Raw genomic sequence first — 24931 nt, forward strand, 5'->3', positions numbered from 1 at the left:
GCTTCGGTCAGTCCGGCGTCGGGGGCGGCGGGGTCGGTGGTGACGCTGACGGGCAGCGGGTTCACGGGGGCGTCGGCGGTGCGGTTCGGTGCCGTTGCGGCCTCGTCGTTCACGGTGGTGTCGGCGACGCAGATCATCGCGACGGTGCCGGCGGGCTCGGGCTCGGTGCTGGTGACGGTGACGACGCCTGGAGGAACCAGTAACGGTGTCGCGTTCACGTACACGGTCGCTGCTCCGGTGCTTGCTTCGGTCAGTCCGGCGTCGGGGGCGGCGGGGTCGGTGGTGACGCTGACGGGCAGCGGGTTCACGGGGGCGTCGGCGGTGCGGTTCGGTGCCGTTGCGGCCTCGTCGTTCACGGTGGTGTCGGCGACGCAGATCATCGCGACGGTGCCGGCGGGCTCGGGCTCGGTGCTGGTGACGGTGACGACGCCTGGAGGAACCAGTAACGGTGTCGCGTTCACGTACACGGTCGCTGCTCCGGTGCTTGCTTCGGTCAGTCCGGCGTCGGGGGCGGCGGGGTCGGTGGTGACGCTGACGGGCAGCGGGTTCACGGGGGCGACGGCGGTGCGGTTCGGTGCCGTCGCCGCCACGTCGTTCACGGTGGTGTCGGCGACGCAGATCACCGCGACGGTGCCGGCGGGCTCGGGCTCGGTGCTGGTGACGGTGACGACGCCTGGAGGAACCAGCAACGGTGTCGCGTTCACCTACGTTCCCGTTCCCCAACTGGTGAGTGTGGTTCCTACGGCGGGGCCGACCTCGGGTGGGACCACGGTCACGCTGGCGGGGAGCGGGCTGAGCGCCGCCACCGCGGTCACCTTCGGGTCCGCTCCGGCCGCCTTCACCGTCGTGTCGGACAGCTACCTGGTCGCCACGGCGCCGGCGGGCTCGGGCACGGTGCAGGTGACGGTGACCACCCCCGGCGGCACCAGCAACAGCCTCGCCTACACCTACACCGCCCCACCGGTGGTGACCACGATCGTCCCGCCCCAGGGGCCGGCGTCCGGTGGCAATACGGTGACGCTGACGGGCAGCGGGTTCACGGGGGTGACGGCGGTGCGGTTCGGTGCCGTCGCCGCCACGTCGTTCACGGTGGTGTCGGCGACGCAGATCACGGCGACGGTGCCAGCCGGAGGGCCCGGGCCGTCCGGCGTCACCGTCACCACGGCCGGTGGCACCAGCCTCCCCGTGCCCTACTACTACCTGAGCAACCCCCAGCTCACCGCCGTGGTCCCCGACGAAGGGCCTGTTCTCGGCGGAACCACCGTCACCCTCACAGGAAGCAATCTGCTGGGGGCGACGGCGGTGCGGTTCGGTGCCGTCGCCGCCACGTCGTTCACGGTGGTGTCGGCGACGCAGATCACCGCGACGGTGCCGGCGGGCTCGGGCACGGTGCTGGTGACGGTGACGACGCCTGGAGGAACCAGCAACGGTGTCGCGTTCACCTACGTTCCCGTTCCCCAACTGGTGAGTGTGGTTCCTACGGCGGGGCCGACCTCGGGTGGGACCACGGTCACGCTGGCGGGGAGCGGGCTGAGCGCCGCCACCGCGGTCACCTTCGGGTCCGCTCCGGCCGCCTTCACCGTCGTGTCGGACAGCTACCTGGTCGCCACGGCGCCGGCGGGCTCGGGCACGGTGCAGGTGACGGTGACCACCCCCGGCGGCACCAGCAACAGCCTCGCCTACACCTACACCGCCCCACCGACGATCTAGGGTCGCCTCCTCTTCCGAGAGCGGCGCGGACATCGGAATCCCGCCCCCGACCGAGCGTCCGACAAGCAGTGAGCTCCGACAGCGCGGCCGCTGTCGGAGCTCACTGTTCTCATCCCGCCGGATCATGTCGCGCACGGACCGGCGGTCGGCCGCCGTCCTACAGGTAGGTGTAGGAGGAACCGTTGCTGGTGCCGGCGGGCGTGACCACCGTGACGGGGACGGTTCCGGTTCCGGGCGGGGAGACGGCCAGGACGGCGCCGTCGCCCAGCACGGTGAAGTTCGTGGCGTTGGTGGCGCCGAACAGGACCGACGTCGCGCCGGACAGGCCGTGACCCACGATGAGGACGGGCAGGCCACCCATGGCCAGGCCGATCGGCGGCACGAGCGCGAGGATGGTCGGCGGGGCCGGCAGCTGGTAGGTGTAGCTGAGGTTGTTGCTGGTGCCGGACGACGTGACCACCGTGACCGGGACCGTCCCGGTCCCGGGCGGGGCGACAGCCGTGATGGCCCCGTCGAACTGGACGGTGAAGCTGAGCGCGGGGGTGGCGCCGAACAGGACCGCCGTCGCGCCGGTCAGTCCGGCGCCGACCAGGAGCACGGGGTTACCCCCGGTCGTCGGACCCTGCGAGGGGACGAGCGCGAGGAGAATCGGGGACATAGGATTCCTCTTTTCCGATTTCCGAACGCCGGACAAGGCCATTGTGGCCAAGTCGACGAGGCGTTTCACTCACGGTAGGTTCGGGCGCCATTGGGTGGCAATAGGGAATTTGCTAAAGGTGGGAGCAAAGTCCGCATCGGGGGCGCGAAATCTCTTCGACGCCTCGCCGGAGGGGGCCGGTAACGACAAAAGACTTGCCGCTGGGCATTTTAGGTGAGCGCGAGCGAGTGCCTTCCCGGACGACCGTCGAAGAGTTCTCGAGGATCCGGGCAGGAATCGTGCCGAGAGCGCCCGGAAACTGGGGATGAAACCTGCGGAAATCGGCCAAGATAGCCGTCTGACCTGCAGCTATGCCAATGGCATGGCGCAACCGGGAGAGCGTGGCGAAGTCTTCGTATTTATTCTTTCCAGTGATTCCCGGCTGGGCTTTATTCAGATAACATCACGGCTGGCACCCCTGTGGACTGCGATGCGCGTGCGCCCCTATCGCACTTCATGCGCTGTTGAGATTCCTGGGTTGACCGGCCTTCCCTGCGGGTATTCAGGGTGTGCGCCGTCAATCGGATGCTTGATCCTCCTCGAAGAATTATTTAGCGGTTTTGAATGGGTGAGGTGAGTGTCACGTCCCACTGTCTGCTCGTCTTCCTCAAGGGCGGCCCGAGTGACATTCCTGAGATTCGGGAAGTGAAATCTGGAAGTATTGAGGATCGGTTGAAGATTCCTCGCGGAAACGGCTATGAGCACTTCGAGATCACGCAGGAATTCAAAGACGTCGGGGGCGTACTGATGCGGGTCTACCGGTGGTCGTATCGAACCGCCATCGCCGAGTAGCGCCCGTCACCGTCTCCCCCCGCATCCGACGCCGGCGCCGGGTCCCAGCAGCCGCACACCAACGCGGCGCCGTCCCGCATCACCCCATCCCCACACCCCGAGGTGAGCAATGATCAGCAACCTTCCCGCACCGGTACGGAAAGAGCGTCCGCCCCGCACTCTCGGGTACGCGTCGTGAGCAGGCCCTCCAGCGCGCGCCCACGAGGCGCCACCGGCGGGCGGGACACCATGGTCACCGGCATGGGGTTCTGCCTGCCGGGCGAGGAGCAGCCGCTGTTCACCGCGGACGAACTCTGGGACGTGGCCGCCAACGGCCGCTCGTGCCTGAAGCACCACGGCGTCTACTACGGCTCCGTCGATCTGCCGGACACGGCCTTCGCGGAGCGCCTGCCGGACGTGCCGGGCATCTTCTCCCAGCACTACACCAACGCGCACCGCTATGGGCTGGTGTCCCTCGTGGAAGCCTGCGCGGACGCCCAACTGAGCATCCGAGACGGTGACCTCACCGACGCCGCCGTCCTGGTCGGGCGCGGGGGCATCGATGCCAACGTCTCCAGCTACCTCGAAGTCCTGCACGCCGACGCACGCACCACCACCCCGAACCAGGCGATGGAGCTGTTCGTCAGGGCTCAGCAGGGACTCACCCCTTCTGACGTGGCACTGGTCCAAGGGGCGCTGATGCGCACGACCGGCCCCTGCTTCACCGTCTCGTGCGGCTGTGCGTCCTCCGCCGTCCAGATCGGCAACGCCCGCCGCATGATCGCGGACGGTGACATCGACCTCGCCGTCGTCACCGGCGTCGACGTGTTCGGTGTGGATGTGATCCAGAACGTCCAGCGTCTGCTGCACGGTGCCCAGCGTGCCTACGATTCCATCCGCGTCGACGGCATGCCCGAACTCCTCCCGGCCTTCGACCGGATCATGAGGCCCTACGACCGGCGGGCCGACTGCGTGAACCACGGGGAGGGATCGGTGACCCTGGTGCTGGAAAGCCGCGACCGTGCCCAGCAACGCGGGGCGTACACCTACGGCCGGGTCCTGTCGCACGGTATGACCCGCGACGGCCTGTCCAATCCGCTCGCAAGCGACGAGAACGGCGCGTCACTGGTCGCCGCCATCCGCAAGTGCCTCGGCGACCGGTGGGACATCGGCCAGGTCCCCTACATCCACGGCGGAAGCGACGGCGACGTCGTCGTGACCGCGTTCGAGGCGAACGCAGCCAGGCAGCTCTACGGCGACGCTGTCGAAGACCTCCTGATGACCTCCCAGGAAGCCTGCTTCGGCCACAACGGCGCCCCGGCGGGAGCCCTGGGTGTCGCCCTGACCCTCCTGATGCTGGAGCAGGGAGAGGTGTGCCCCACCGCGAACTGCGAGGAGCCGGCCGACAACATCTGCTTCGATCCCGTCCCCGGCCTCCACACCCGGCACCTGGAGTTCGACTACGCACTGACCTGCAACTACCAGATCGGAGGTGTCAAGAGCGCGATCCTGCTGGGCAGTTCGGACGTCGACTGACCCCGGCCCCCGGCGGCCACATCGCCGGACGGAGAGCTCTCCCCACCCCCCGTTCACGCAAGCGCGTAGGAGACCATGTGATGGGCCACGCAGAGAACCCGAGAGCCGCCGATGCGCACATCGCCATCGTCGGCATGGGATGCCGACTTCCCCGCGACATCGATTCGCCCGCCGCGCTGTGGCGGCTGCTCGAAGCCGGCCAGGACGCGGTCGGCGAACCGCCGATAAGCCGCGCGGGGCACGTGGCTGGCGCCCACACCGCCGGGCCGATGCCGCTGTGGGGGGGCTACCTTCGCGACGTCGCCGGTTTCGACGCCGACTTCTTCGGGGTCTCGGGCAAGGAGGCCGACGTTCTAGACCCCCAGCACCGGCTGCTCCTGGAAGTGACGTGGGAGGCGCTCGAACACGCCGGACTTCCCCCGGAGCGACTGGCGGGAACCTCAACGGGACTGTTCTCGGGCCTGAGCTACACCGACTACATGGAGGCCCTCTCCGGCCAGCCCCGTGAACTCGAGGGCGCGATCCTGACCAACGGGCACTGCGTCGCCCCGGGGCGCATCTCCTACCTGCTGGGCCTACAGGGCCCTTGCGTGGCGCTGGACACCGCGTGCTCGTCCTCGCTCGTGGCGGTCCACCTGGCCTGTCAAGCCCTGCGGAACGACGAGTGCGATCTCGCGCTGGCCGGCGGCGTCACCCTCGTGCTGGGCGCCAGGACGACGATGTCCTTCGCCCGCATGGGAATGCTCTCGCCCACCGGTCACTGCCGGACCTTCGACGCGGCCGCGGACGGCTTCGTACGCGGCGAAGGCTGCGGCGTCGTCGTCCTCAAACGCCTTGAAGACGCGCTACGGGACGACGACCGCGTCCTGGCCCTGGTCCGCGGCTCGGCCGTCAACCAGGACGGCCGCTCCGACGTCCTGGCCTCGCCCTCCGCCGTAGCCCAGCAGGCCCTCTACCACCAGGCCCTCGCCCGATCCGGAACCGACCCGCGCGACGTGGGCCTGGTGGAAACGCACGGCACCGGCACACCCGTCGGCGACCCCGTCGAGTTCTCCAGCCTGGCCGCGGTCTACGGGGTAGGACAGGGGCGCTGTGCGCTGGGTTCGGTGAAGACGAACGTGGGCCACCTGGAACCGGCGGCCGGCGTCATCGGCCTGATCAAGGCAGTGCTCTGCCTCCAGCGCGGGCTCGTCCCGCCCAATCTGCACTTCACCCGGTGGAACCCGGCCATCAGCGCCGAAGGCACCCGCCTGTTCGTCCCCACCAACCTGTCCGCCTGGCCCACCCGGACGGCCTCGCGATTGGCCGCGGTGTCCTCCTTCGGCTTCTCCGGGACCAACGCCCACGTGATCCTCGAACAGGCCCCCGCCCGCCGCCGCACCGTCATCCTCCCCGACGGTCCCACCGCCGGCACTCCCACACACGCGGCCGCCGTCCCCACCGACGCCCCGTCATCGCAGGCGCAGGCCTCCTCACCCCACGTCTTCCTCCTGGCCGCCGGCTCCCCGGACGCACTGCCCACCGCCGCCGCGCGCCTGGCCCACTGGCTGGAGACCGAGGGAGCCGCCACCCCGCTGCACGACATCGCACACACCCTCGCCCTGCGCCGCTCCCCTGGGCACGGCCGGCTCGGCGTGGTGGCCGACTCCCACCGTGACCTGACGCACGCCCTGCGTTCCTTCGAAGCAGGTCGAGCCCACCCCGGCGTCGTTCGCGGCCACGTGGGCGCGGGCGTCAGCCGCCGTCCCGTCTGGGTGTTCTCCGGTCAGGGCTCGCAGTGGCAGGGCATGGGGCACGGCCTGCTCCACCACGAGCCGGCCTTCGCCGAGACCCTGGCCGAAGCCGATGCGCTGATCACCGCCGAAACCGGGTTCTCCGTTCTGCGAGCCGTCCGCGACCGCGAACACGTCAGCGGCTGCGGCCACGTGCAACCCGCGTTGTTCGCCCTGCAGGTCGCCCTGGCCGCCGCCTGGCGCGATCACGGGACCGAGCCGGCCGCAGTCATCGGCCATTCCATGGGCGAAGTCGCGGCCGCCGTCACCGCCGGAGCACTCACCCTGGCCGACGGCGTCCGCGTCATCTGCCGACGATCCGCTCTCCTCACCCGCATCGCCGGAGCCGGCGCCATGGCGAGCGTCGGCCTCGACAGCGCGACCGTCGAGAACGATCTCGCCGCCATCGGCGACGACACGGTGTCCGTGGCCGTCGTCGCCGCGCCCGACTCGACCGTCGTCGCCGGCACCGTGGCAGCCATCCGGCACCTGACCACCACCTGGCAGGCCCGCGGAGTCGTGGCACGCATGATCGACGTCGACGTCGCCTCGCACTGCCCCCAGGTCGACCCGCTGCTCGCGGACCTCGCCGCCGCGCTCGCCGAGCTCACCCCCAGCCAACCGACCATCCCCTTCTACACCACCGTCCTGGACGACCCCCGCGACACCCCGGTCTTCGACGCCGCCTACTGGTGCGCCAACCTGCGCCGCCCCGTACGCTTCAGCGCCGCCGTGGCCGCAGCCGCCGCCGACCGCCACCAGGTGTACCTCGAGATCTCGCCCCACGCCGTCGTCACCCGCCCCCTCTCCCAGAGCCTGACCGGCCTGCTCCACGAACCCGTGATCCTGTCGACACTGCGCAAGGGGGAAGACGACCGCACCACCTTTCGCACACAGCTCGCCGCCCTGCACTGCGCGGGAGTCGGCGTCGACTGGTCCCGCCTCTACGCCGAGGGCCGCCTGACCGACGTACCTGCGCTGACCTTCAACCGTCGACCCCACTGGACCGACATCACCCCACCCCGAGCGGCCTCCCAGCACGCCGAAGGCGCACCCGCCGGCCTGCCGGGCACACACACGGAGGTGCCCGGCGAGCAACCCCGCCACACCTGGCGCGGCGACACCGGCACCGACGTCCTGCCCTGGATGGCCGACCACCGTGTCCACGGCCAACCGGTCCTGCCCGGCGCCGCCTATTGCGCCCTGGCCCTGACCGCGGCCAGCGAGATCTTCCACGGTGCCGCGCACGATGTCGAAGCAGCCGACATCCACTTCCGCGAGCTGATGCACCTCGACGCCCGCACGCCCATCGGCACGACCGTCACCCTGACCGGCGCCGACCGGGCCGACTGCGAAGTCTTCGGCCAGGACGAGGACGGAACCTGGGTTCGGCAGGCCAGCGCGGTTCTGCGTCGCATCGACGCCGCCCCCCGGACATCGGCGTTCTCCGTGGCCGGACTGACCGCCGACCACCCCGTCGTCCTGGATCCGCACGCCCTCTACGCGAGTCTGCGCGCACGGGGCCTGGAGCACGGCCCGGCCTTCAGCGGCATCACCGAGCTGCACACGTCCGCCCAGGGTGACAGCTTCTGGGCTCGCGTGACGCTGCCGGAGTCGGCACGGACCGCCCGCCACGGCCTACGGATTCACCCGGTCCTCCTTGACCTGTGCGCCCAGCTCGTCGTCGCCGGCCTGATCCACGAACCAGGCCACGGCCTGGTACTGCCCGTCCAGATGCACGCCATGCGAATACTCGCAGCCCCCGAGGACGCCCGCTACGCGCACGCCCGGCTCACCCACTGCGCCGCGGACAGCATCATCGGAGATGTGCGGCTGCTGGACGAGGCGGGAAACCCCCTCGTCGAGATCGACGCACTGCGCTTCATACGCCACGGCGCGCGGGCCGAGGAAACCGTCGACCGGTGGTTCCTCGAAACCCGCTGGCAGCCCGTGCCGCGCCGGGAGAACCTCGACCCGGCCGGCCCGGGACCCTGGCTCGTCATCGGCGAGGCGGACGGATCCGCCCGGGCACTGGCGGACGCCCTCGAGCGCGCCGGAGCACGCACCGAAGTCCTCGACGCTCCCGTCGACGGCGCCACCCTCCAGCCGCTCAAGCAGACCATCGCCCGACCCTGGGACTCCTCACCCGCACCATGCGCCGTGGTCCTCCTGTCCGCGCCGTCCGCGCCCGAGGACGACGCCGCCGCGATCGCACTGCACCGTACCCGCCGCCTGCTCGCCGCCGCACAGAGCGCGATCGCGCACAGCGCGCCCACACGCCTGTTCGCCGTCACCCGATCCGCCCACGATCCAGAGCCGGGGCAACCCTCCGACCCCGCCCAGAGCGCCCTGCGCGGACTCGTGCGTGTCCTGACACACGAACACCCGGAGCTACGAGCGACCCTCATCGACGCGGATCCCGCCGACGTCGACCTGCGCCGACTCGCGGCCGAACTCCTCACCGACCCCCCCGAGGACGAGATCGCCCTGCGCGGTGACACCCGCCACATCGCCCGGCTGGCCTACACCCCCCTGTCCGAAACCGAACGCGCCACCGCCGTCACCCGCACCGTGCGCTACGGCGCCGACCGCTTCCAGCTCCACGCAGGGCGGCTCGGCGACCTTGACGCCCTGCGCCTGACCACCACTCCACGACGCGCTCCTGGCCCGGGCGAGGTCGAACTGCGCCTCCACGCCGCAGGCGTGAACTTCCGCGACGTGCTCACCGCCATGGGCATGCTGGCGACCGACGATGAAGCGGGCTACCGCATCGGCTTCGAAGCCGCCGGCGTGATCACCGCCGTCGGACCGGGCGTCAGGCACCTGCGCGTCGGCCACAGAGTCCTCGCCGTCGACGTGGGAGGCGGCCTCTTCACCACGTTCACCACCGTGCCCGCCGCTGCCGTCGCCCCCATCCCGGCGGGCCTGTCCGCCGAGACGGCCGCCGGGCTGCCCATCGCCTACCTCACCGCCTGGTACGCACTGCGCCACGTCGCCAGGCTCACCAGCGGCGAGCGTGTCCTGATCCACAGCGCCACCGGTGGAACAGGACTGGCCGCGATCGCGGTCGCGCAGCGCCTGGGCGCTGAAGTGCTCGCCACCGCCGGCAGCGAGGACAAGCGCCGATACCTGCGCGCGATGGGCATCCGGCACATCATGGACTCCCGCTCACTGGACTTCGCCGAGCAGACCCGCGCCGCCACCGCCGGAGAGGGTGTCGACGTGGTCCTCAACTCCCTCTCCGGACACGCCATCAGGGCCGGACTCGAAACGCTGCGCCCCTTCGGCAGGTTCGTCGAGCTGGGTGTACGCGACATCCTCGCCGACACCCCGCTTGGTCTCGCACCGCTACGGCACAACATCACCATGAGCACGGTCGACCTCGTCGAGCTCCAGCACGCCCGCGCGGACACCTTCGCTGAGCTGCTGGGCGAGGTCCTGGCCGAATTCAACCGGGGCGGCCTGGCCCCGTTGCCATGCGGGACCTATCCGCTCGCGCAGGCCGCCGACGCTTTTCGCTTCATGGCCGGTGCCGGGCACATCGGCAAACTGGTCCTGACAGTACCCGGCGAAGGCCACACCACCGCCGTACTGCGCGACCCGCCCTCGCCGGTGCGAGCAGACGGCGCCTACGTCATCACTGGAGGCCTGCGCGGCGTCGGCCTCGCCACGGCCCACTGGCTGGCAGGCCAAGGCGCCGCCCACCTCGTACTCAACGGACGCACACCGCCCTCGGCCGACACCGAACGGGTCCTTGCCGGACTGCTCGAACAGGGGACCCGCATCAGCGTCGTGCTCGGCGACATCGCGCAGCCCGGCATCGCCGAGCAACTGGTGGCCGAGGCCACCGCCGACGGCGGGACACTGCGCGGCGTCATCCACGCCGCGATGGTCCTCGACGACGCCGCGGTGTCCAACATCACCGACGACCAGCTGGAACGCGTCTGGCGTCCCAAAGTCACCGGCGCCTGGCGTCTCCACCAGGCCACCACCCGACTGCCACTCGACTGGTTCGTTCTCTATTCCTCCATGGCCTCCCTGCTCGGCAACCCGGGCCAGGGCGCTTACTCGGCCGCCAACGCGTGGCTTGACGCGTTCGCCACCTGGCGCACCGCCCTGGACCTGCCCACGTTGGCCGTGAACTGGGGCCCCTGGGGCGAAATCGGGGTCGCCACCGACTTCGCGACCCGCGGCTACCAGACCATTCCCACCGCCGACGGACTCGAGGCCCTCGCGGCGCTCCTGACCCACAGCCGAGTACGCACCGGCGTCATCCCCGGCCCGCCGGACACCTGGATCCCCTCGGCCGGCCGAACGTCATCGCTGTTCGCCCTCCTCACGCCCGAGGCGCCCGACACCTCCATGCAGATGCAGACGGTCGGCCAGGACGCGGCGAGCGACATCCGACGCGAGCTGCGGGCCGCGGAACCCGGCCTCGCCCGCCGCACGGTCCTCGAGGACTACCTGGCCGAACACATCCGCACCGTCCTCCGGCTGGGCGCCAGCACCCTGGATCCGCAGACCCCGCTGAATGCACTCGGGTTCGATTCCCTGCTCCGCATCGAACTGCGAACCCGGCTGGAAGCCTCGCTCGACGTCAGACTCGCCGGCGACTTCGTCGCGTGCCACCCGACTCTGGCGGCTCTCGCCGACGGCATCGCACAGCACATCGGCATCGGCCTGACCACCGACACCCCACCGGATTCCACAGCCGACACCGAGCCGCTGAGGAAGCACTCATGAGCTCACCTCGGGCCGTCGGCGCGCGAAGCCACTGCCGGACCGCGAGGCACGGGATTCCGCCTTCGGCGGGGGAAGGGAACCAGGGGACGACCATGACCTCGACAGACCTGCCATGCCTGGGCGCGCATGACATGCAGAGGCGACGCCTCACCATGCTCGTGTTGCCGGAGCCGCACTGCGTGCGGCCCGTACGCCATGCCGTGAAGGCCATTCTCGGCCACTGGGAGATGGCACACCTCACCGAGGACGCCGAACTCCTGACCACTGAGCTTCTGACGAACGCGATCAGGCATACCGATAGCGAGCAGCCGATCAGGGTGACGATCGCGCTCGAGCAGCGGTGGCTCGCGATCGGTATTCGAGACCGCTCCGCGAGCGCTCCCCAGGCGCGCCGGGCAACCGCCTGTCAAGAAGGCGGACGCGGGCTGCTTCTGGTGGAGAGCATTGCCGGCGCATGGGCGTACCGTTTCCATCTCGACGGAACCAAGACGGTCTCCTGCCGACTGCCGCTGTGAGGCCGCGAGCCGTCTCCCGCGCCCGCCGTGATTCGGGGTTCCGACGTCACCGAACCTGCCGCACGAACGATTCGATGCCAATCCTCGCATGCGCGCGATTCGAGCGTCCTTTAATATGCAATTCCGGCATCGCTCGGAAGAATTCCCGGGAATGCAAGGAGGTTATGTGGCGAAGTCGGGACTCAATCTCGGGCGGAAGGCGGCGGCGTACCCCCCACCGCTCTCCGAAATTGTCCATCACATATCCAAAAAGAAACGTTTCCGCCCCTTGAGCGGTTCTGTTGCATGCTATATCTTTCGACCGTGCCTGGCGGTCGCCGCTAATGCAAGACGCTTTGCGGCGGCGAAGTCCGATAGTCAGGGGGTTTGGATGCTCAGTGCAGAGGAATACAAAGAGGCTTACGCCTTGCGCCAGCGGGGCTGGTCCATCTCTGCGATCGCCCGATGCCTGGGCCGTGACCGCAAGACGGTCAGGGCCTACCTCAACGGAGAGCGGAGCGTAGGGGTTCGAACAATGACCTGTGATGAGTTCCTGCAGTTCGTCCCGTACTGTCGGCAGCGCCTTGAGGACGATCCGCACCTACAGGCGAAGGTGCTCCACAGCGAGATCGTCGAGCTGGGCTACAACCGCGCCTACTCGACCTTCACCCGCGCCCTGCGCAGGCACCTGACGCGGCCGCACTGCGGACCGTGCCACCGCGGGAGGGCCAGCCCCAGCCGCGGCATCTTCGAAGACGTGCAGTTCGACTGGGTACAGCTCCCGCCCCCGCCGGTCGCATGGGACTGCGGGCGCGAGATGCACCTGCTCATGGGTTCGCTCACGCGATCCGGCCACTGGCGGGCCGCCTTGGCCGACACCGACGACCTCCCGCACTACGTGGAAGCCCTGGACCAGGTGCTGCGTCGCCTCGGCGGCACCGGCGAGCGCTGGCTATTCGACCGGACCCGGCCGGTCTGCTCAACGGCCGGCAAGGTGACCGCCGTCTTCCACGGGATCGCGATCCACTACGGTGCCTCCATCGCGATCCGCCCGCAGATGAGAGCGTCCAGCCCCGTCGTCCGCGCCCACCGCTCCGTCGTCCTTCACTGGTGGAACACCGCGGTCAACGAACTCAGCGTGCAGGCGGCCCAGGACAGCCTTGACCGCCTGTCCGAGCGCTCGGACAGTTGGCACCGACGGACGAGTTGCAACGTTCGAGCACTGCTGCCGCTGCCCTCGAAGCCGTTCCCGGCTCGCATCTGCGTTCAGCGCAGGGTCGATCCTCACGGACTCGTGTCCTTCGAGGGCAACTTCTACCTGCTCCCCCCGGGTCTCGCTGGTAACGAGGTGGGGATCCGCCGACGGCTGGACGAACCACACCTGTCGATCACCACCACTCGCGGGGCGGTCATCGCCCGCTTCCCGAGGGCTCCGAGGGGGGCAGGCCAGACGGTCGCCGAGCACAGTGGCCCGATCACTTTGGAACGGCCCAACCGGACCTCCGGCGCCGGGGCGCGAGCCTGGGCGGCGGGAAGAACCCGTCGCCCGCGGTGTCGGGCCGCCATGGACGAGGACCAAGCCCTGTCCCGGCGCGACGACCAGCAACCCACCAAGCCTCTCGCCCGCACCGCAGAATCACGAGACGGATCAGCCTCCCCCGCGCGGAGTCGGCTCCGGTACCGCGCATCCGCACCGGAAGGAGCGGACTGACGGCCGCCGAGCGCGCCAGCACCGTCTTATGGCTGCGGAGGAGATCAGCCGGGTATGACGTTGACTGCCGTCCCGCAGCGCACCCCGAGCGGTGCGCCCCGAGTGTCCGTCACCGACCGAGCTCCCGAAAGCCCGAACACAACCCGGTGAGCCTCGACTCGACCAGCGACCGCAGCCTGTCCCCCCACCGGCGTGGCAGGACGAAGCGTCGAGGCGCCGGTCGCTCGCGTCGCCGTGGAAGCGGGCCCAGCCATGGAAACGGTGCTGTCACGTTGATCGATGCGTGAGGCAGCCCGCACGCCGGAATACCTGTTGCTCTCGCGCTCGGCCATCTGGCTGAGTTCCCGTGAGCATCCTTGCGGCGAAGGGCATCCTTTTGGGCTACTGGCTGTATTCCGAACCAGTACACCCCACTGCGGTGCCTGCCATTGGGAGAGCCTGATGCCACTGTCCCCGAACCAGGGCTCCACGGGGGGTCGCACCTCCGTGACGATAACCAGCACCACGGCCCACGCCCTGAGTACCGTCAGCCAGGTGCTGTTCGGCGACACTCCGGCCGCCAACGTCGCCTACAACGCGGGCGCCGACCATGTCACCTGCCTCTCTCCCGCCGGGGCGGGCGTGGTGGATGTGACGGTGGTCCTCGCCAACGGTCAGGTCAGCGACGGTGTGCCCTTCTACTACATCCCGGCGCCCGTGGAGTCGACGCTGAGCCCCACGGCCGGGCCACTGGCCAGCGGCACCGGGGTCGTCATCACCGGCTCTGGCCTGGACACCACCAGCGCGGTGTCGTTCGGCGCCAGCGCCGCGACCGTGGTCTCCAAGACCGACGGTCAGCTCAATGTCACCGCCCCGGCGGGCGCGGCCGGATCAGTGAACGTCAGTGTCACGACCGCCGCGGGCACCTTCGGCGGCCTGTCATACACCTACGTCGCCAGCCCCGGCACGCTGACGATCACTCCGAACACCGGATTACTCACCGGCGGCACCCACGTCACGATCACGACCACCGGAGACGCGACGACCACGTCGCAGGTCCTGTTCGGCAGCACCTCCATGCCCTTCGCCGTCGGCGGCACCCACACGCTCACGCTCTACACGCCCCCCGGGGCTCTGCTCGGCGCGGTCAACGTCTCCGTCACCACGGCGGGCGGCGCCAGCACCGCCACCAACGGCTACACCTACGTCTGATCCCAGGGCTTCGGTGTAGAAGCAGGCCGTCCGGTTGGTGACGATCTGTCGGACAGTGCGGCCCCGGGAACGTGACAGGCACGGTCTCCGATATCACGGAGTTCTCTACGCCCCGTGATCCGAGTGGAAGACCGTGCCTGCCGACGCGTCATCCCTGATCCCTGCCGCTCTTGACCAGCTTCGCGAGCACTCTCAGGCAGCGCCCGAGGAGGTCCCCCAGCTGCGAACCGGCAACGCACCGCGCGCGATGGCGACCTGGCGCAACCTGGCCATCGGCGCCCTGAAGCTGTCCGACGCCACCAATATCGCTGCCGCGCTCTGCCGCAACGCCCGCGATCCGCACCGCTCGCTGGTTCTCCTCGGCCTCGCATGATCACAAAACGGACGTCACACGACTACGCCGAAGCCCTGGACCAGCGACAAGTGAAACGCCGGAAATTGCTAACCGAATTCCCCATCCCGCCCTTCCAGGCCTCGGACTCCGGTCTTCCCTATAGTAGCTCGGATGGAGCAGCGCCAAGTTGTATGAAGACTACTGAATTCGCCTTCGATTGCAGGAACGCCAATTCTTCGCACCACTCTGCCGGTCTGCGCGCCCTGCCGCCCGCCCTTGGCGGTGAATTACGTTCCGTTCCTGCTGGCGTCCCACCAGCAGGAACGCTTTTTTTCGGAGGGGATTCGGATGACCCGTTCTCGTCTTGCCGCCAGCGTCGTCGCCGTCGCCATCGCATCCGGCGCCGCCCTCGCCATCGCCCCCGCGGCGCGGGCAGCGGAAGCTCCCAGGCTCCAGGTGTCGAGGTGTGCCGCCGATCTCACGGCTGCGCTCGACAGGAACGCAGCCGCCATCGACGCCGACTCCGTCGGCGACACCGCCGGCGCTCGCACCTACAACCTCCGCACCCTCGTCATCCTGGCCGGAGCGGGGCTCACCTGCTTCTGCCAGCCGGCCCAGGTCCACGCGGACATCATCGCCGCGGCGACCGACAGCATCCATGCGGCGATGTCCAACGCGATCGGCGATTCCGCCGCTGCCTCGAATAGCGAGGACGCCGTGGCGGCCGAGTTGACGGACGCCCTGGAGGTTGTCCGGTATGCCGAGGTGTGAGGTCTCACGGCACACGGGTGCGGGATTTGCCCTATCTCGTAGACACTTTCCTGCTATGCGGCCAAGTCACTGTCGCCAGGTACATCCACGACCCGCCGACCGGCAGGTACGAGATGTCCCCGCACCAGCGCACGTCCGGCACCTCAGCCGCGAACACGCGCCCCACCAGGTCCGGCGCCGGTGGCACGCTCCGGTCCGCGGCCGTCGTGCGCACCGTACGCCGCAGGTGCCGGCCGGCCAGCCCGCGTTCGCGTATCAGCCAGGCGACGCGCTTGTGGTTGACCACACCGTGCCGCTCCCGCAGCTCCCGGGTGATCCGTGGGACGCCGTAGGCGCCGTTCGACTCCTCATGGATCTCCTCGATCCGCGCGTCCGCTCCCTGGCGGACGCCATCACCAGCGCACTCGCCAACCCCGCGTACCGCCGCAACGCGAAGCACATGGCACAGTGACTGGCAAGGGAGAACGGCGCGAGAGCGGTGACCTCCGCGGTCGACCGTGGCCGAAGAGACGCGATGACACCCCCCGAAGGCAGCCGGGCCGGACGACCAGCCACGGACTGCAGCACCCTCCGGGCGAAGCCCCTTACACCTGACTCCGGACAAGCCTGTCACCGCTGGGGCAGATGGTGCAGGTCCCGTTGTTTCACGCAGTCTGCGAACATGACATTTTCGCTCAAACCCGTGAGCAGATCGAGGACAGCGGCAAGCGGCTGATATTCCGTGCGGATGGCCGGGCGCTCACCACTGGCCTTCAAATGCTCCCAAAGCGCGTGGAAGTAGTCCTCGAGCTCCAGACGCGCGTCGAACTGCGCGCTGAGCCGTTCGGGATCGAGGCGACGCAGGGCGTCGCGGTCGAGCTGAGTCACCGAGTTGATGATGCTATTGACGACTTCACGGTTCTCGGTGCTTGAGCTGGGCATGGGTTCTCCTAACGATGTGCGCAGTGGATGATTGAGGTTCGACGCCCGATGTGCCGTCCGGCCTGGTCGGATCGCGGGCGCCCGCACGCCGGCGGACGCAACCGGTGGCGGGTGGTGTCAGGGAACACCGCGTCGCTCCCCGGAGCCGGCTTGCCGGCCGGGCACCGGCACCTGCGGCGCGTGGCCGGCGACCGCCCCTGAACGGTCACCACGCGGCAGTGCTCCGACTGGACAGCGGGACGGCGGCCCACACCGAGCAGCTGCCGTCCATGCTCAGCCGCATCCCCCACTCCTGCGAGTAGCCCGCAACGAGCGCCAGGCCTCTGCCGTGGTCCTCGTCCGGCGTGGCGCGGTGCAGCCGCGGCACCGAGGAAGTCTTTCCCTGATCACGGACCTCCAGCAGGAGCCGGTCCGCGGTCCGGCGCAACCAACCGGTGATGTGTGCACTGTCGGAGTGCTCGAGGGCATTTGTGACCAGTTCGGAGATCACGAGCAAGGCCGCGTCCCGGGCATGGTTGGCCCGAACGTCCTCGGCGTCCAGCCACAGCCCTGCCAGCTGCCGGGCGATCGGTACCGCGCGACCGAGAGATGGCAGCCTGAAGGACAGCGGACGGCCGCTGACCCAGTGGCTCAGGACATCCTCGGCGAGAGCTCCCGTCGGCCGTTCATTGATCTCTGCGGTGGTCAGTGAAATCTCCTCCTCGGTGAACGGCGGGGTCGCTTCTCGGCTCACGAGCCGAAAGCAGCTGCCGGTATGACTGCTCGTGGCTTCGCGGCTCAGGCCGCGCCCGCTGCATGAGGACCATTCCCTCCGGCGAGCAGGCGGCTCCCTGTTCGCTCGACACTGGTTCATGCGTTCTCCACGGCTCATGGCCCACGTTTCGCCGGGGAAGGCTCCTCGGTCCGTCCAGGGCTCTTCTCCCACCGGAGGATTGGAGCAGCTGGCCGAACGGGTGCCGGACTGGTCGAAGTAAATCAGAAATAGATTATCCGCGGGGAGCGATCCGTTCCAAAAAAAAGGGGGCGTGTTTGTGAAATGCAGGCGCCTAGTGTGACGGTAAGAAGAGTTGTTCGCGCCGCTGGGGATCTGACGGAATGAGCTTGGCTTGTTTCGTTCACTCAAGTCCGGGTTTCGCGGCGAATGGCGGATGGCCAGGGCCATTGATCTTGGTCTTCGATGGAGCCATTCGGGCAAGTTTTCTTCCAGGTGTCCGAGGGCGACCGGCAACTCGCTCATGGAATTCCGCACCGACCTGGCCGAAATCAGCCGTTCCGCTTGTGCGCGTTATGGCCGGGACGGCGTCCGGCCCGCCGACCGCCTTCCGGACCGGTCCCTCCCAAGCGGCTGGCCGACGAGGAGGAGCCGGGGCCGTGCGTCTAGTCAGCCAGACGTTGCGTCGAAACCGGCGGCATCGCCGACGAGCAGGCGGCCACCAATAGCACCGACGGCCCCGAGGAACTGCGCTGACTGGGCGGAATCCGGCGCCGGTTCTCTACTGAAGGCTCTTCGAGCACCGCGTCGGCGCCCGAGAACCCGACTGCGAGAGGGCGGCGAGCCGACTCCTGTCCGTGGACGTCCGTGATGCTTGCGGACTCGACGGGGCGCCCAGCGGACTGCTTGCGCCGTGGGCTTCGACCAGCCCGATTGCACCGGGGGTGAGCCTCTGCCGGCTCTTACGGAGGCGACCCCGTGAGCCGCTGCGGGCCGGTGCGACAAGAATCGCACCGGCCCGCGGATCCAATTCCTCAACCGGGGGATGGCAACACGCCTCTTCAGCGATGAGGCGCAAGCCGGAAGCGCTGGCAGACGCGGCAGCTGCTTATCCCCTGGAGAGGATGGGTGACCCACCCGGTTCGGATGTACCTAGTTACCCATCGAGCCGAAATGGCCGCAATCCCCTGGTCGACCGATTCACCCGCATGGCCGAGCGCGCCGGAAACGCAAACGCCTGTGCGATCGGACCGGAAACCCCCCGCCGGACAATTTTCATATTCTGACTGCTCGCTCGGAAAATTGGACAGCATATCCGAAGGGAACTGCCGAATGATCGCGGAATACCGCCCGTGGGAGCCGGTCGGGATCCGTGACAGCGATCAGGACACTGACATAGCTCAGATCGGATCGCAGACCCTTCTCACCACGAGTGGCTTCCACAACACTCATGCTGACGTGAACAGCCGAGTCTTTGATCGCCTCGGAAACCGCGGCCTCAAGCTCGGACAGCACCGGAGCGGGCAGCTCTCGCGAGAGACCTGCAAACGGGGAAGCCAATCCTTCCGTGAGGCGCCGCCCGAAGCGCTGTGGGTCGCCTCCGAGTGGACCGTCTCGGTGATCCGGGCAAGCATCACGCTTGCGATGTGCCAGTGGATCGCCGCACGCCGGACCCCTTGCCGGATGTACCGGAGGATTTCATCCCCAGTAAGTGCTGCCACTGCCCATCCCGCGCGCAACTGAATTGGCGCAGCGATGCCTCCATCTCCTGCGGGCACTTTGCCTAGGAGGGAAGGTGGAGATATGCATTCGAAGGTGTTGTTTCGTTGCCGCGCCACCAGAGAATTGCAATTATCCGAAGATGACGCCAAGATTCCCAGTCCCAGCGTACGTTCGATCTTCCCTGTGCCGGTTCGATTACATTTTGACCGGTTTTTCGGCAAAGCCAAACGTTGACGGTGCACTGACTTCCAGACAAACGCAGGAGGCCTACCACTCGTGACACACGCGGGACGGCGCCCGCGATGGACCTGCAATCGGCGATGATCACGGCGGACTCCCCAGGCAGTCTCCGGCCTCCGGTCCGGTCGCGGGGACGCCCGCGCAGGTCCCCGCGCCCGGTCGGCCCTTGGCCCCAGGGGGCAACTGGCGGACCACCGGAAAGGCGGACATGACGAGAGGTCCCACGATGGCGTCTCGCAGGCCCCGGTCGCGCTGTGGCGACCACGCCGGCCTTCCCTGCATCAGGTCGGCCGTCCCGCCGTGGAGCAGGATCAGAAGCCGCGACGGCCTCCAGGGGCGCGTCGCGGAGCCCGGTGTCGTGCCCGCGCGCCTGGTCGGTGCTTCCTCGACCGGTGCCCTCCTGGCGGGCGGCTTCGGTGGCGCCCTGCCGACGGGGTCCGGCAAAGGCGGTGCGGGCCGCCGACAGATCCTCGCCGGCCCGGGCACGGGCTTGTTCCCGCTCAAGTCGGCGAGCGGCAAGCCGCCGACGAAGGACGGTTCCTTCCGACTCGTCGCCCTCTGTCGCCATCCGGTCCGAGAGCCCGCTCGGGGCGGCTGTTGGCGTACTCCGTCGGTGGACGGGCGCGGGCGGCGCCGTGAGCGGGTCTCTTAGGGGTGGCGCGTCCCACTGGTGACCGGATAGCTCCCACTGCTCCCGAAGCCGACGGCAGGCGGCAGCGGCGGCGGCGGGACCGCAGGATCGGCAGGTTTCCGGGTCCTCGGCGTCGCGGACGACCAGGGGCCCGCGGCAGAGTGCGCACTCGGGGCTTCGGACCGGCCTGGTCCCTGTGACCGTCTCGCTTGCCCGGTCGACGACCCTGATCAGCCAGGGAAGCGGGGAGACCACCGAAGACCACGGCACAGCGCCGACCGGCTCCCTGCGTCGCGCGAACTCGCACGCTGACTCGAGAGCTTTGAGGATCACGGCGCCATGGACCTCAGGGGATGTGCTGTAGTCGGTGAATGTTGCGACAATGTGCTGAGTGAGGAGGTCGAGGTGTCGCTCGGTCAGCCGGTCCGCGAGTTGCCTCGGCAGGCGCCCAAGAGCCGATGACGCGGCTTGCTGTCCCCATCGCCTCTGCTCGTTGGTCATCGACTGGATCATCTTCTGGTCGGCTTGCCCTGTGCCGTGCCCTGCCGGGCTTGCTCCGCCCCCCGTGGCTCCCGCCGCGCGTCCTCGCGCGCGGGGGCGCGCGGTTTCCGGTTCGCGGGACGAACAACCACCCACGACGGCCGACATGTTCAGCACGTCATGTTGGGGGGATCGTGTTTCTGTCACCGGATCGGGGGGGCTCAGTGTCACCGGACTGGGGGAGCCGGCTGTCGCCGAACCGGGAGCTTCCCGGCACACGCCGAGCGAGGCGCCGCGAAGGGAATCCGGTCCGGAGCCGAAGACCTCGACACCGCCGCCTGCGGGCCCGTCCGCGGATCGCAGCGCGGGAACGGGCCCGTTCGGGAGAGACTCGCTCGGCCCACTCGGTACGCGGACGGGCATGGGGTGGACGACGTATCTGTATCCCCTCTTCTCACTCTGTCCTCTGCTCACCCAGCCCTGGACCAGGAGTTCGGCCACCGCTTCGCGGGCCGTGTCCTCCTTTATCTGGCACTCGCGTGCGATTCGCGCGACGGGAGTCGATTCGGTGAACTGCTGCCGTAGGGAGAGCAACGCATAAACCTTGAACCGAGTACCCGCCAGATGCGCCCGAGCATATGAGCCGACGCACACGGCCAGCTCATCGTTGGCCAGTGGGCGAACACGCCGGTTCATGGTTCGGGTGGCAGGATTTCGAGACGCGCGAACCAGATTCTTGGCCTTTGCCTTGGCGATTAGGCGGTTCACACCGCCCCGGGACAGCCCCAGCTGTCTCCCGATCGTCTCGTCAGCGGCGAAGCACAATCCTGACTTCCAGCCGTAGTCCTGTACCAGCGTCACGACCCGGATCAGGTCACCGGTCAAGTCCCTGTCACTGAGCCACGCCGCTGGGAACCGGGTAGCGGGCAGGCGAACTTGCTCGGTCGCACGCGCGTGCCCGTGAGCAGGCCCGGGACCCCCGGCCGGTTTCGTGGGCATGGCGCCCGAGTATCGCGGACTCACGGAGCACCGCCGAAAGCCCGATGCTCGCTCACTTCCCTGGCCGGCCCGGCCGACCGCCCATCGACACCCGGATTGGTCGAGGAGCGATGCACCGACCGTCCCGAAGTCGTCGAGGCGACTTTTTCCGCGGTCGGCTCCATTTGAGCGTTGATCACTCGTGCTCGAGAGCCTGCTTGGGGAGGTCCTTGGAGGTTTCGCTCATTGAGGACTCTGTGCCCTCCTCCTAGACGGATGGAGCGACGACCCAGGACACGGGCAGGGGCGAGCTGGCAGATTTTGATTCGGTGATGCAAAATGGCATTGCCTACTTACGGACGTGTGAGGAGGCAGCGGCCCGTCAGGACACAGGTTCTCGCAGGATCCCAGGTGTGCAGATGGGCCGAGGCAGTGGTGGATTCCGTCGCCGACTCGGGCATGCGCTCAGTGACGGCGGAAGCAAAGCGTTCAGATGCCGAGGCATGTACTTGGCGCAAAGACGGTGAAGGTCCGGTGGTGCGGACGGAGCCGTCTCGTTGCTGCTAGGTCATGTCAAGACCTCCCCGTAGGGGAGCAGGGTGGTTGAAGAAGGCCGAACGAACAGTGAGAAGCGATCATGAGCGGTCGCTTCTGCCAGGCGCGGTTTCGAGTCCAGATGCCTGAGGGGTGATCTGGAACAGCGATGTCGCGCCGACTGCCCCTGGAGCCGTCCGGACCTGCCAGAGTCCGGGCGGCTGATCCATGACTGGGCCATGGCTTGACCAAGAGTACCCGCTTCATAACAGAGTGTGAATACTCTCGTACACGACTCATCTCCGGGGCCACTGCAACTGCTTGCGGGAAAGTTCGTTCGAGTCGACCGGCGGACGGCTCGAACGCTCCCGTTCCCGTCGCCGGGGAAGGTTTCGGGCGGGACGGTCGAAACCCACGGTCTGCCGAAGATTCCGCGGTCGCGATGGGACGCCGCCACCAGTCATCCACGGGTCGACACGGAGGCTGCCAGTTGATCACCAAGTGGGGTGCAGTTGCGTCGATCGCCACCACGGCTCATGTCGACGGCCATAGCGCGGCATCAAACGGTCCTGTCGCTGGTCACCCAAATGAGACACACAACTGACGTACCGCTCAGACAACCTGAGCGTCCGTCAACCGGCCGGCTGAACGGGCAAGGGGCGCAACGGTGCGTCCGCCCGAAGTCTGGCCACCTGCGGCTCCGCGCGCCGGCGCGTCATGTTGGGGAGAATCGCAGAGTATCTGGCCCCCTTCGCGGCCACCGTGCCTGGAAAGTGGGGAAGCCGAGCGAGCGGAGAAGGTAACGCTCGCTTCGATCGCTCCCCTCCAAGGCCAGTCGCAGGACCGCTGCACGCTCGGGCGAGGAGCTCGGTGACCTGAGTAAAAGCTCTGAGCGCGGGCGGCGTGAGCATATTTCAGGACACCCGGATGCCGTACATTTCTCGGTGATTAGCCCATCGTTGTCGGGGCATGAGTCCAACAGCCAAGCCGCCTGTTCCATTGCTGCTGGAGCGAGACAGGATCTGTAGTGCCGGTGATAACTGGCTATTCGTTCCAGGCCGGAGGAATGCCGTGGGTGATCTCGAAGGTGGTTATCTCGTAAAGAATGGCGAACGCGTGGTGCTGACGCATTGCTCACGCCAGCTGGCCGAACTCTTCCGCATCCTGCGTCGGCTCGAGTTTGAATTCTCGATGCGGCTGTATCGATCAGAGAACGACTGATTGAGACCGCCAGTCGAGATCCATGATGACGCGAACAGGAGGGTTGCTTTGCACGAGTCAACGAACACCGCTTTCAACCCCTACTACGCAGCTGGATTCATCCCCGATGACGAAGTGATACACAACCACGCCCTCTGGCCGCCCACCGGGCAGCTGGCCGCCGACCTGTCCTATCCGGTCGTCAATGGCTGGGCCGATCCAGGCCTGCAGTCATACCCTTCGGATGCGGAAGCGCTCGAAGAGGAAGCCGGCCTGCAGGCCATGGGCTTCCGCCCCCAGTTAGTCGCTAACCGCCGGGAGCGTCACGCACGCCCGGCGCGCCGCCGGTCCGACATCATGGGATCCGTCATCGGATTCCTGACTGCAACGATCGTCACTGTGGTGTGCATCCTCGGATGGATAATCTCCTATCACCCTCTGCAGGACATGGCCCTTTCCCAGCTGCCGAGGGGTCTGTCCCAGTACTGGCCGGCCGTCGTCTACGGGCCGTGGATGGCCGCTTCCCTCTCCGTTCTGCGGGCCGCTCTGGGAGGACGAAAGGCGGCGAATTCCTGGACGGTCATCCTGGTGTTCGCAGGTATAGCCAGTTTCCTGTGTATCGTCGACACGCCCAGCACAATGCCTGAGGCCGTGGTCACGGGCCTTCCGCCGGTGACAGCTGTGGTGTCCTTGCAGCAGATGGTGCGCCAGCTGCTCGTAACCCGACAAATGCGCCAGGAGGATCCTCGGCAGAAACTCTCACACCGGGCATCTCGCTAGTGCTCTGACTGGCAACGTTCGCCGGGTTGGCGGTGACTGCGCCTTACTGACTTCGGCTCGTCGGGGTGAATTTTCCCGAAGTCCCTGATGGGCTTGGTGTGGTGGCTGTATTCGGTGGCGTGTGAGATATGCGGATGGGGGCGGACTGACCGCTGAGGGACGGCTGCGCCGGGAGTCGGTGCGGATGCAGGCGGCCGAGCTGTTCGAGCAGAGGATCGAGCCGTCGGAAGTGGCACGGCGTCTGCGGGTGAGCCCGAAGTCGGCTCACCAGTGGCATGAGTTGTGGCGGGATGGCGGTGTGCAGGCTCTGGCCTCTCGCGGCTCGGGTGGGTCGCGGTGCCGTCTGTCGCCGCGCTGTCTGGAGAAACTCGCCGGGTATCTGGAGAAGGGTCCGGCCGCGCACGGCTGGGTGGAGGACCAGATGTGGACCGCGGCGCGGGTGGCCACGCTGATCGGCCGGAAGTTCCACGTCTCCTACAGCGTCTCGGGCGCCACGAGGCTGATGCGCCGGCTCGGCTTCAGCCCGCAGGTCCCCGCACGGCGGGTCGCCGAGCGGGACGAGCAGGCCGTCACCGCGTGGAAGGAGGCGACCTGGGCGGAGGTGAAAGCGCCCGGGCGGCCTGCGGGGGCTACATCTGCTTCGAGGACGAGGCAGGCTTCACCCGCCGTCCGCCCAGAGGACGCACCTGGGGACGTCGCGGACGCACACCTGTCGTGACGGTCAGCGGCCGCCGTTCGGGACGGCTGTCGGTGGCGGGGCTGATCGCCATGCGGCCCGGCTCCCGCACCCGGCTGTGCCACCGCCTGCGCACCCACCCGGCGGGCAGAGGCAAGCGCCGCAGCCTGGCCAACCTCGCCGTGGTCGCCCTCGACCGCCTCGAGACCTCGTACGCAACCGGCTCAAACGCCTGCAGTACCGACCCGACACCCTCGACGGCTTCATAGCCGGCACCGGTCTGACTCTCGACATTCCAACCTCACCCTGACACGCCGAAGTCAGTAG

The 24931-nt window shown here is 68.3% G+C and carries 16 protein-coding genes and 2 pseudogenes; 15 read left to right on the forward strand and 3 right to left on the reverse strand.

Features of this window, described 5'->3' with window-relative positions:
• Positions 1-39: 39 nt before the first annotated feature.
• Together P3T27_RS35805 and P3T27_RS35810 are read left to right on the forward strand one after the other, a co-directional pair.
• Positions 40-648 (forward strand): annotated as a pseudogene (locus P3T27_RS35805) (IPT/TIG domain-containing protein); the annotation flags it as partial.
• A gap of 78 nt (positions 649-726) precedes the next feature.
• Positions 727-1710: an IPT/TIG domain-containing protein gene (locus P3T27_RS35810; RefSeq protein ID WP_280685540.1), complete on the forward strand. Its 984-nt coding sequence runs from the start codon at positions 727-729 to the stop codon at positions 1708-1710.
• 157 nt (positions 1711-1867) lie between these two features.
• On the opposite strand, the gene P3T27_RS35815 is transcribed toward P3T27_RS35810, so the two are convergent.
• Entirely contained in the window at positions 1868-2368 is a 501-nt protein-coding gene (locus P3T27_RS35815; protein WP_280685487.1) for an IPT/TIG domain-containing protein, read from the reverse strand.
• Between the two features lie 612 nt (positions 2369-2980).
• On the opposite strand from P3T27_RS35815, the gene P3T27_RS35820 reads away from it, so the two are divergent.
• The 8 genes from P3T27_RS35820 to P3T27_RS35855 all read left to right on the forward strand — a co-directional run bounded on the left by P3T27_RS35820 (position 2981) and on the right by P3T27_RS35855 (position 15730).
• A complete protein-coding gene (locus P3T27_RS35820) occupies positions 2981-3199 on the forward strand; it encodes a DUF5988 family protein (RefSeq protein WP_280685488.1) in 219 nt (72 codons plus the stop codon).
• 228 nt (positions 3200-3427) lie between these two features.
• Complete coding sequence (locus P3T27_RS35825) at positions 3428-4714, forward strand: beta-ketoacyl synthase N-terminal-like domain-containing protein (protein ID WP_280685541.1); 1287 nt, start codon at positions 3428-3430, stop codon at positions 4712-4714.
• 80 nt (positions 4715-4794) lie between these two features.
• Positions 4795-11229 carry a type I polyketide synthase gene (locus P3T27_RS35830; protein ID WP_280685489.1) on the forward strand — a complete coding sequence of 2145 codons (6435 nt, stop codon included), beginning with the start codon at positions 4795-4797 and terminating at the stop codon, positions 11227-11229.
• Between the two features lie 92 nt (positions 11230-11321).
• A complete protein-coding gene (locus tag P3T27_RS35835) occupies positions 11322-11744 on the forward strand; it encodes an ATP-binding protein (RefSeq protein ID WP_280685490.1) in 423 nt (140 codons plus the stop codon).
• A 370-nt stretch (positions 11745-12114) separates the two neighbouring features.
• Positions 12115-13434, forward strand: a complete 1320-nt coding sequence (locus P3T27_RS35840; protein WP_280685491.1) for an IS21 family transposase — start codon at positions 12115-12117, stop codon at positions 13432-13434.
• 441 nt (positions 13435-13875) lie between these two features.
• Positions 13876-14625 (forward strand): IPT/TIG domain-containing protein, encoded by a 750-nt coding sequence (locus tag P3T27_RS35845; protein ID WP_280685492.1) that lies wholly within the window; start codon positions 13876-13878, stop codon positions 14623-14625.
• A 133-nt stretch (positions 14626-14758) separates the two neighbouring features.
• On the forward strand, positions 14759-14998 hold the full coding sequence (locus P3T27_RS35850; protein WP_280685493.1) for a hypothetical protein: 240 nt from the start codon (positions 14759-14761) through the stop codon (positions 14996-14998).
• A 237-nt stretch (positions 14999-15235) separates the two neighbouring features.
• On the forward strand, positions 15236-15730 hold the full coding sequence (locus P3T27_RS35855; protein ID WP_280685494.1) for a hypothetical protein: 495 nt from the start codon (positions 15236-15238) through the stop codon (positions 15728-15730).
• Positions 15731-16339: 609 nt separating this feature from the next.
• On the opposite strand, the gene P3T27_RS35860 is transcribed toward P3T27_RS35855, so the two are convergent.
• Both P3T27_RS35860 and P3T27_RS35865 read right to left on the reverse strand, forming a co-directional pair.
• On the reverse strand, positions 16340-16651 hold the full coding sequence (locus P3T27_RS35860) for a hypothetical protein (RefSeq protein ID WP_280685495.1): 312 nt from the start codon (positions 16649-16651) through the stop codon (positions 16340-16342).
• A gap of 205 nt (positions 16652-16856) precedes the next feature.
• Positions 16857-17384 (reverse strand): ATP-binding protein, encoded by a 528-nt coding sequence (locus P3T27_RS35865; protein ID WP_280685496.1) that lies wholly within the window; start codon positions 17382-17384, stop codon positions 16857-16859.
• 1311 nt (positions 17385-18695) lie between these two features.
• Between P3T27_RS35865 and P3T27_RS35870 the strand changes: the two genes are divergently transcribed.
• From P3T27_RS35870 to P3T27_RS35890, 5 genes and pseudogenes are all read left to right on the forward strand, one after another.
• Positions 18696-19106, forward strand: coding sequence for a hypothetical protein (locus P3T27_RS35870; protein WP_280685497.1), 411 nt, complete (start codon positions 18696-18698; stop codon positions 19104-19106).
• A 3913-nt stretch (positions 19107-23019) separates the two neighbouring features.
• Positions 23020-23169 carry a hypothetical protein gene (locus P3T27_RS35875; protein ID WP_280685498.1) on the forward strand — a complete coding sequence of 50 codons (150 nt, stop codon included), beginning with the start codon at positions 23020-23022 and terminating at the stop codon, positions 23167-23169.
• Positions 23170-23217: 48 nt separating this feature from the next.
• The gene (locus P3T27_RS35880) at positions 23218-23928 is read left to right on the forward strand and encodes a DUF2637 domain-containing protein (RefSeq protein WP_280685499.1); all 711 of its coding nucleotides are present in this window, start codon (positions 23218-23220) and stop codon (positions 23926-23928) included.
• 145 nt (positions 23929-24073) lie between these two features.
• The gene (locus P3T27_RS35885; RefSeq protein WP_280685542.1) at positions 24074-24646 is read left to right on the forward strand and encodes a winged helix-turn-helix domain-containing protein; all 573 of its coding nucleotides are present in this window, start codon (positions 24074-24076) and stop codon (positions 24644-24646) included.
• A pseudogene (locus tag P3T27_RS35890) lies at positions 24643-24914 on the forward strand (transposase). Before P3T27_RS35885 ends, P3T27_RS35890 begins: the two are co-directional and overlap by 4 nt.
• The last annotated feature ends 17 nt before the right edge of the window (positions 24915-24931 follow it).

The sequence above is a fragment of the Kitasatospora sp. MAA19 genome (assembly GCF_029894125.1).
Lineage (GTDB): Bacteria > Actinomycetota > Actinomycetes > Streptomycetales > Streptomycetaceae > Kitasatospora.

Bases quoted from the DNA above. Each gene is read 5' to 3' on its own strand.
- P3T27_RS35840 (WP_280685491.1), top strand. From the start codon at position 12,115: ATGCTCAGTGCAGAGGAATACAAAGAGGCTTACGCCTTGCGCCAGCGG.
- P3T27_RS35815 (WP_280685487.1), bottom strand. From the start codon at position 2,368: ATGTCCCCGATTCTCCTCGCGCTCGTCCCCTCGCAGGGTCCGACGACC.
- P3T27_RS35870 (WP_280685497.1), top strand. From the start codon at position 18,696: ATGATCGCGGAATACCGCCCGTGGGAGCCGGTCGGGATCCGTGACAGC.
- P3T27_RS35835 (WP_280685490.1), top strand. From the start codon at position 11,322: ATGACCTCGACAGACCTGCCATGCCTGGGCGCGCATGACATGCAGAGG.
- P3T27_RS35830 (WP_280685489.1), top strand. From the start codon at position 4,795: ATGGGCCACGCAGAGAACCCGAGAGCCGCCGATGCGCACATCGCCATC.
- P3T27_RS35825 (WP_280685541.1), top strand. From the start codon at position 3,428: ATGGTCACCGGCATGGGGTTCTGCCTGCCGGGCGAGGAGCAGCCGCTG.
- P3T27_RS35845 (WP_280685492.1), top strand. From the start codon at position 13,876: ATGCCACTGTCCCCGAACCAGGGCTCCACGGGGGGTCGCACCTCCGTG.
- P3T27_RS35860 (WP_280685495.1), bottom strand. From the start codon at position 16,651: ATGCCCAGCTCAAGCACCGAGAACCGTGAAGTCGTCAATAGCATCATC.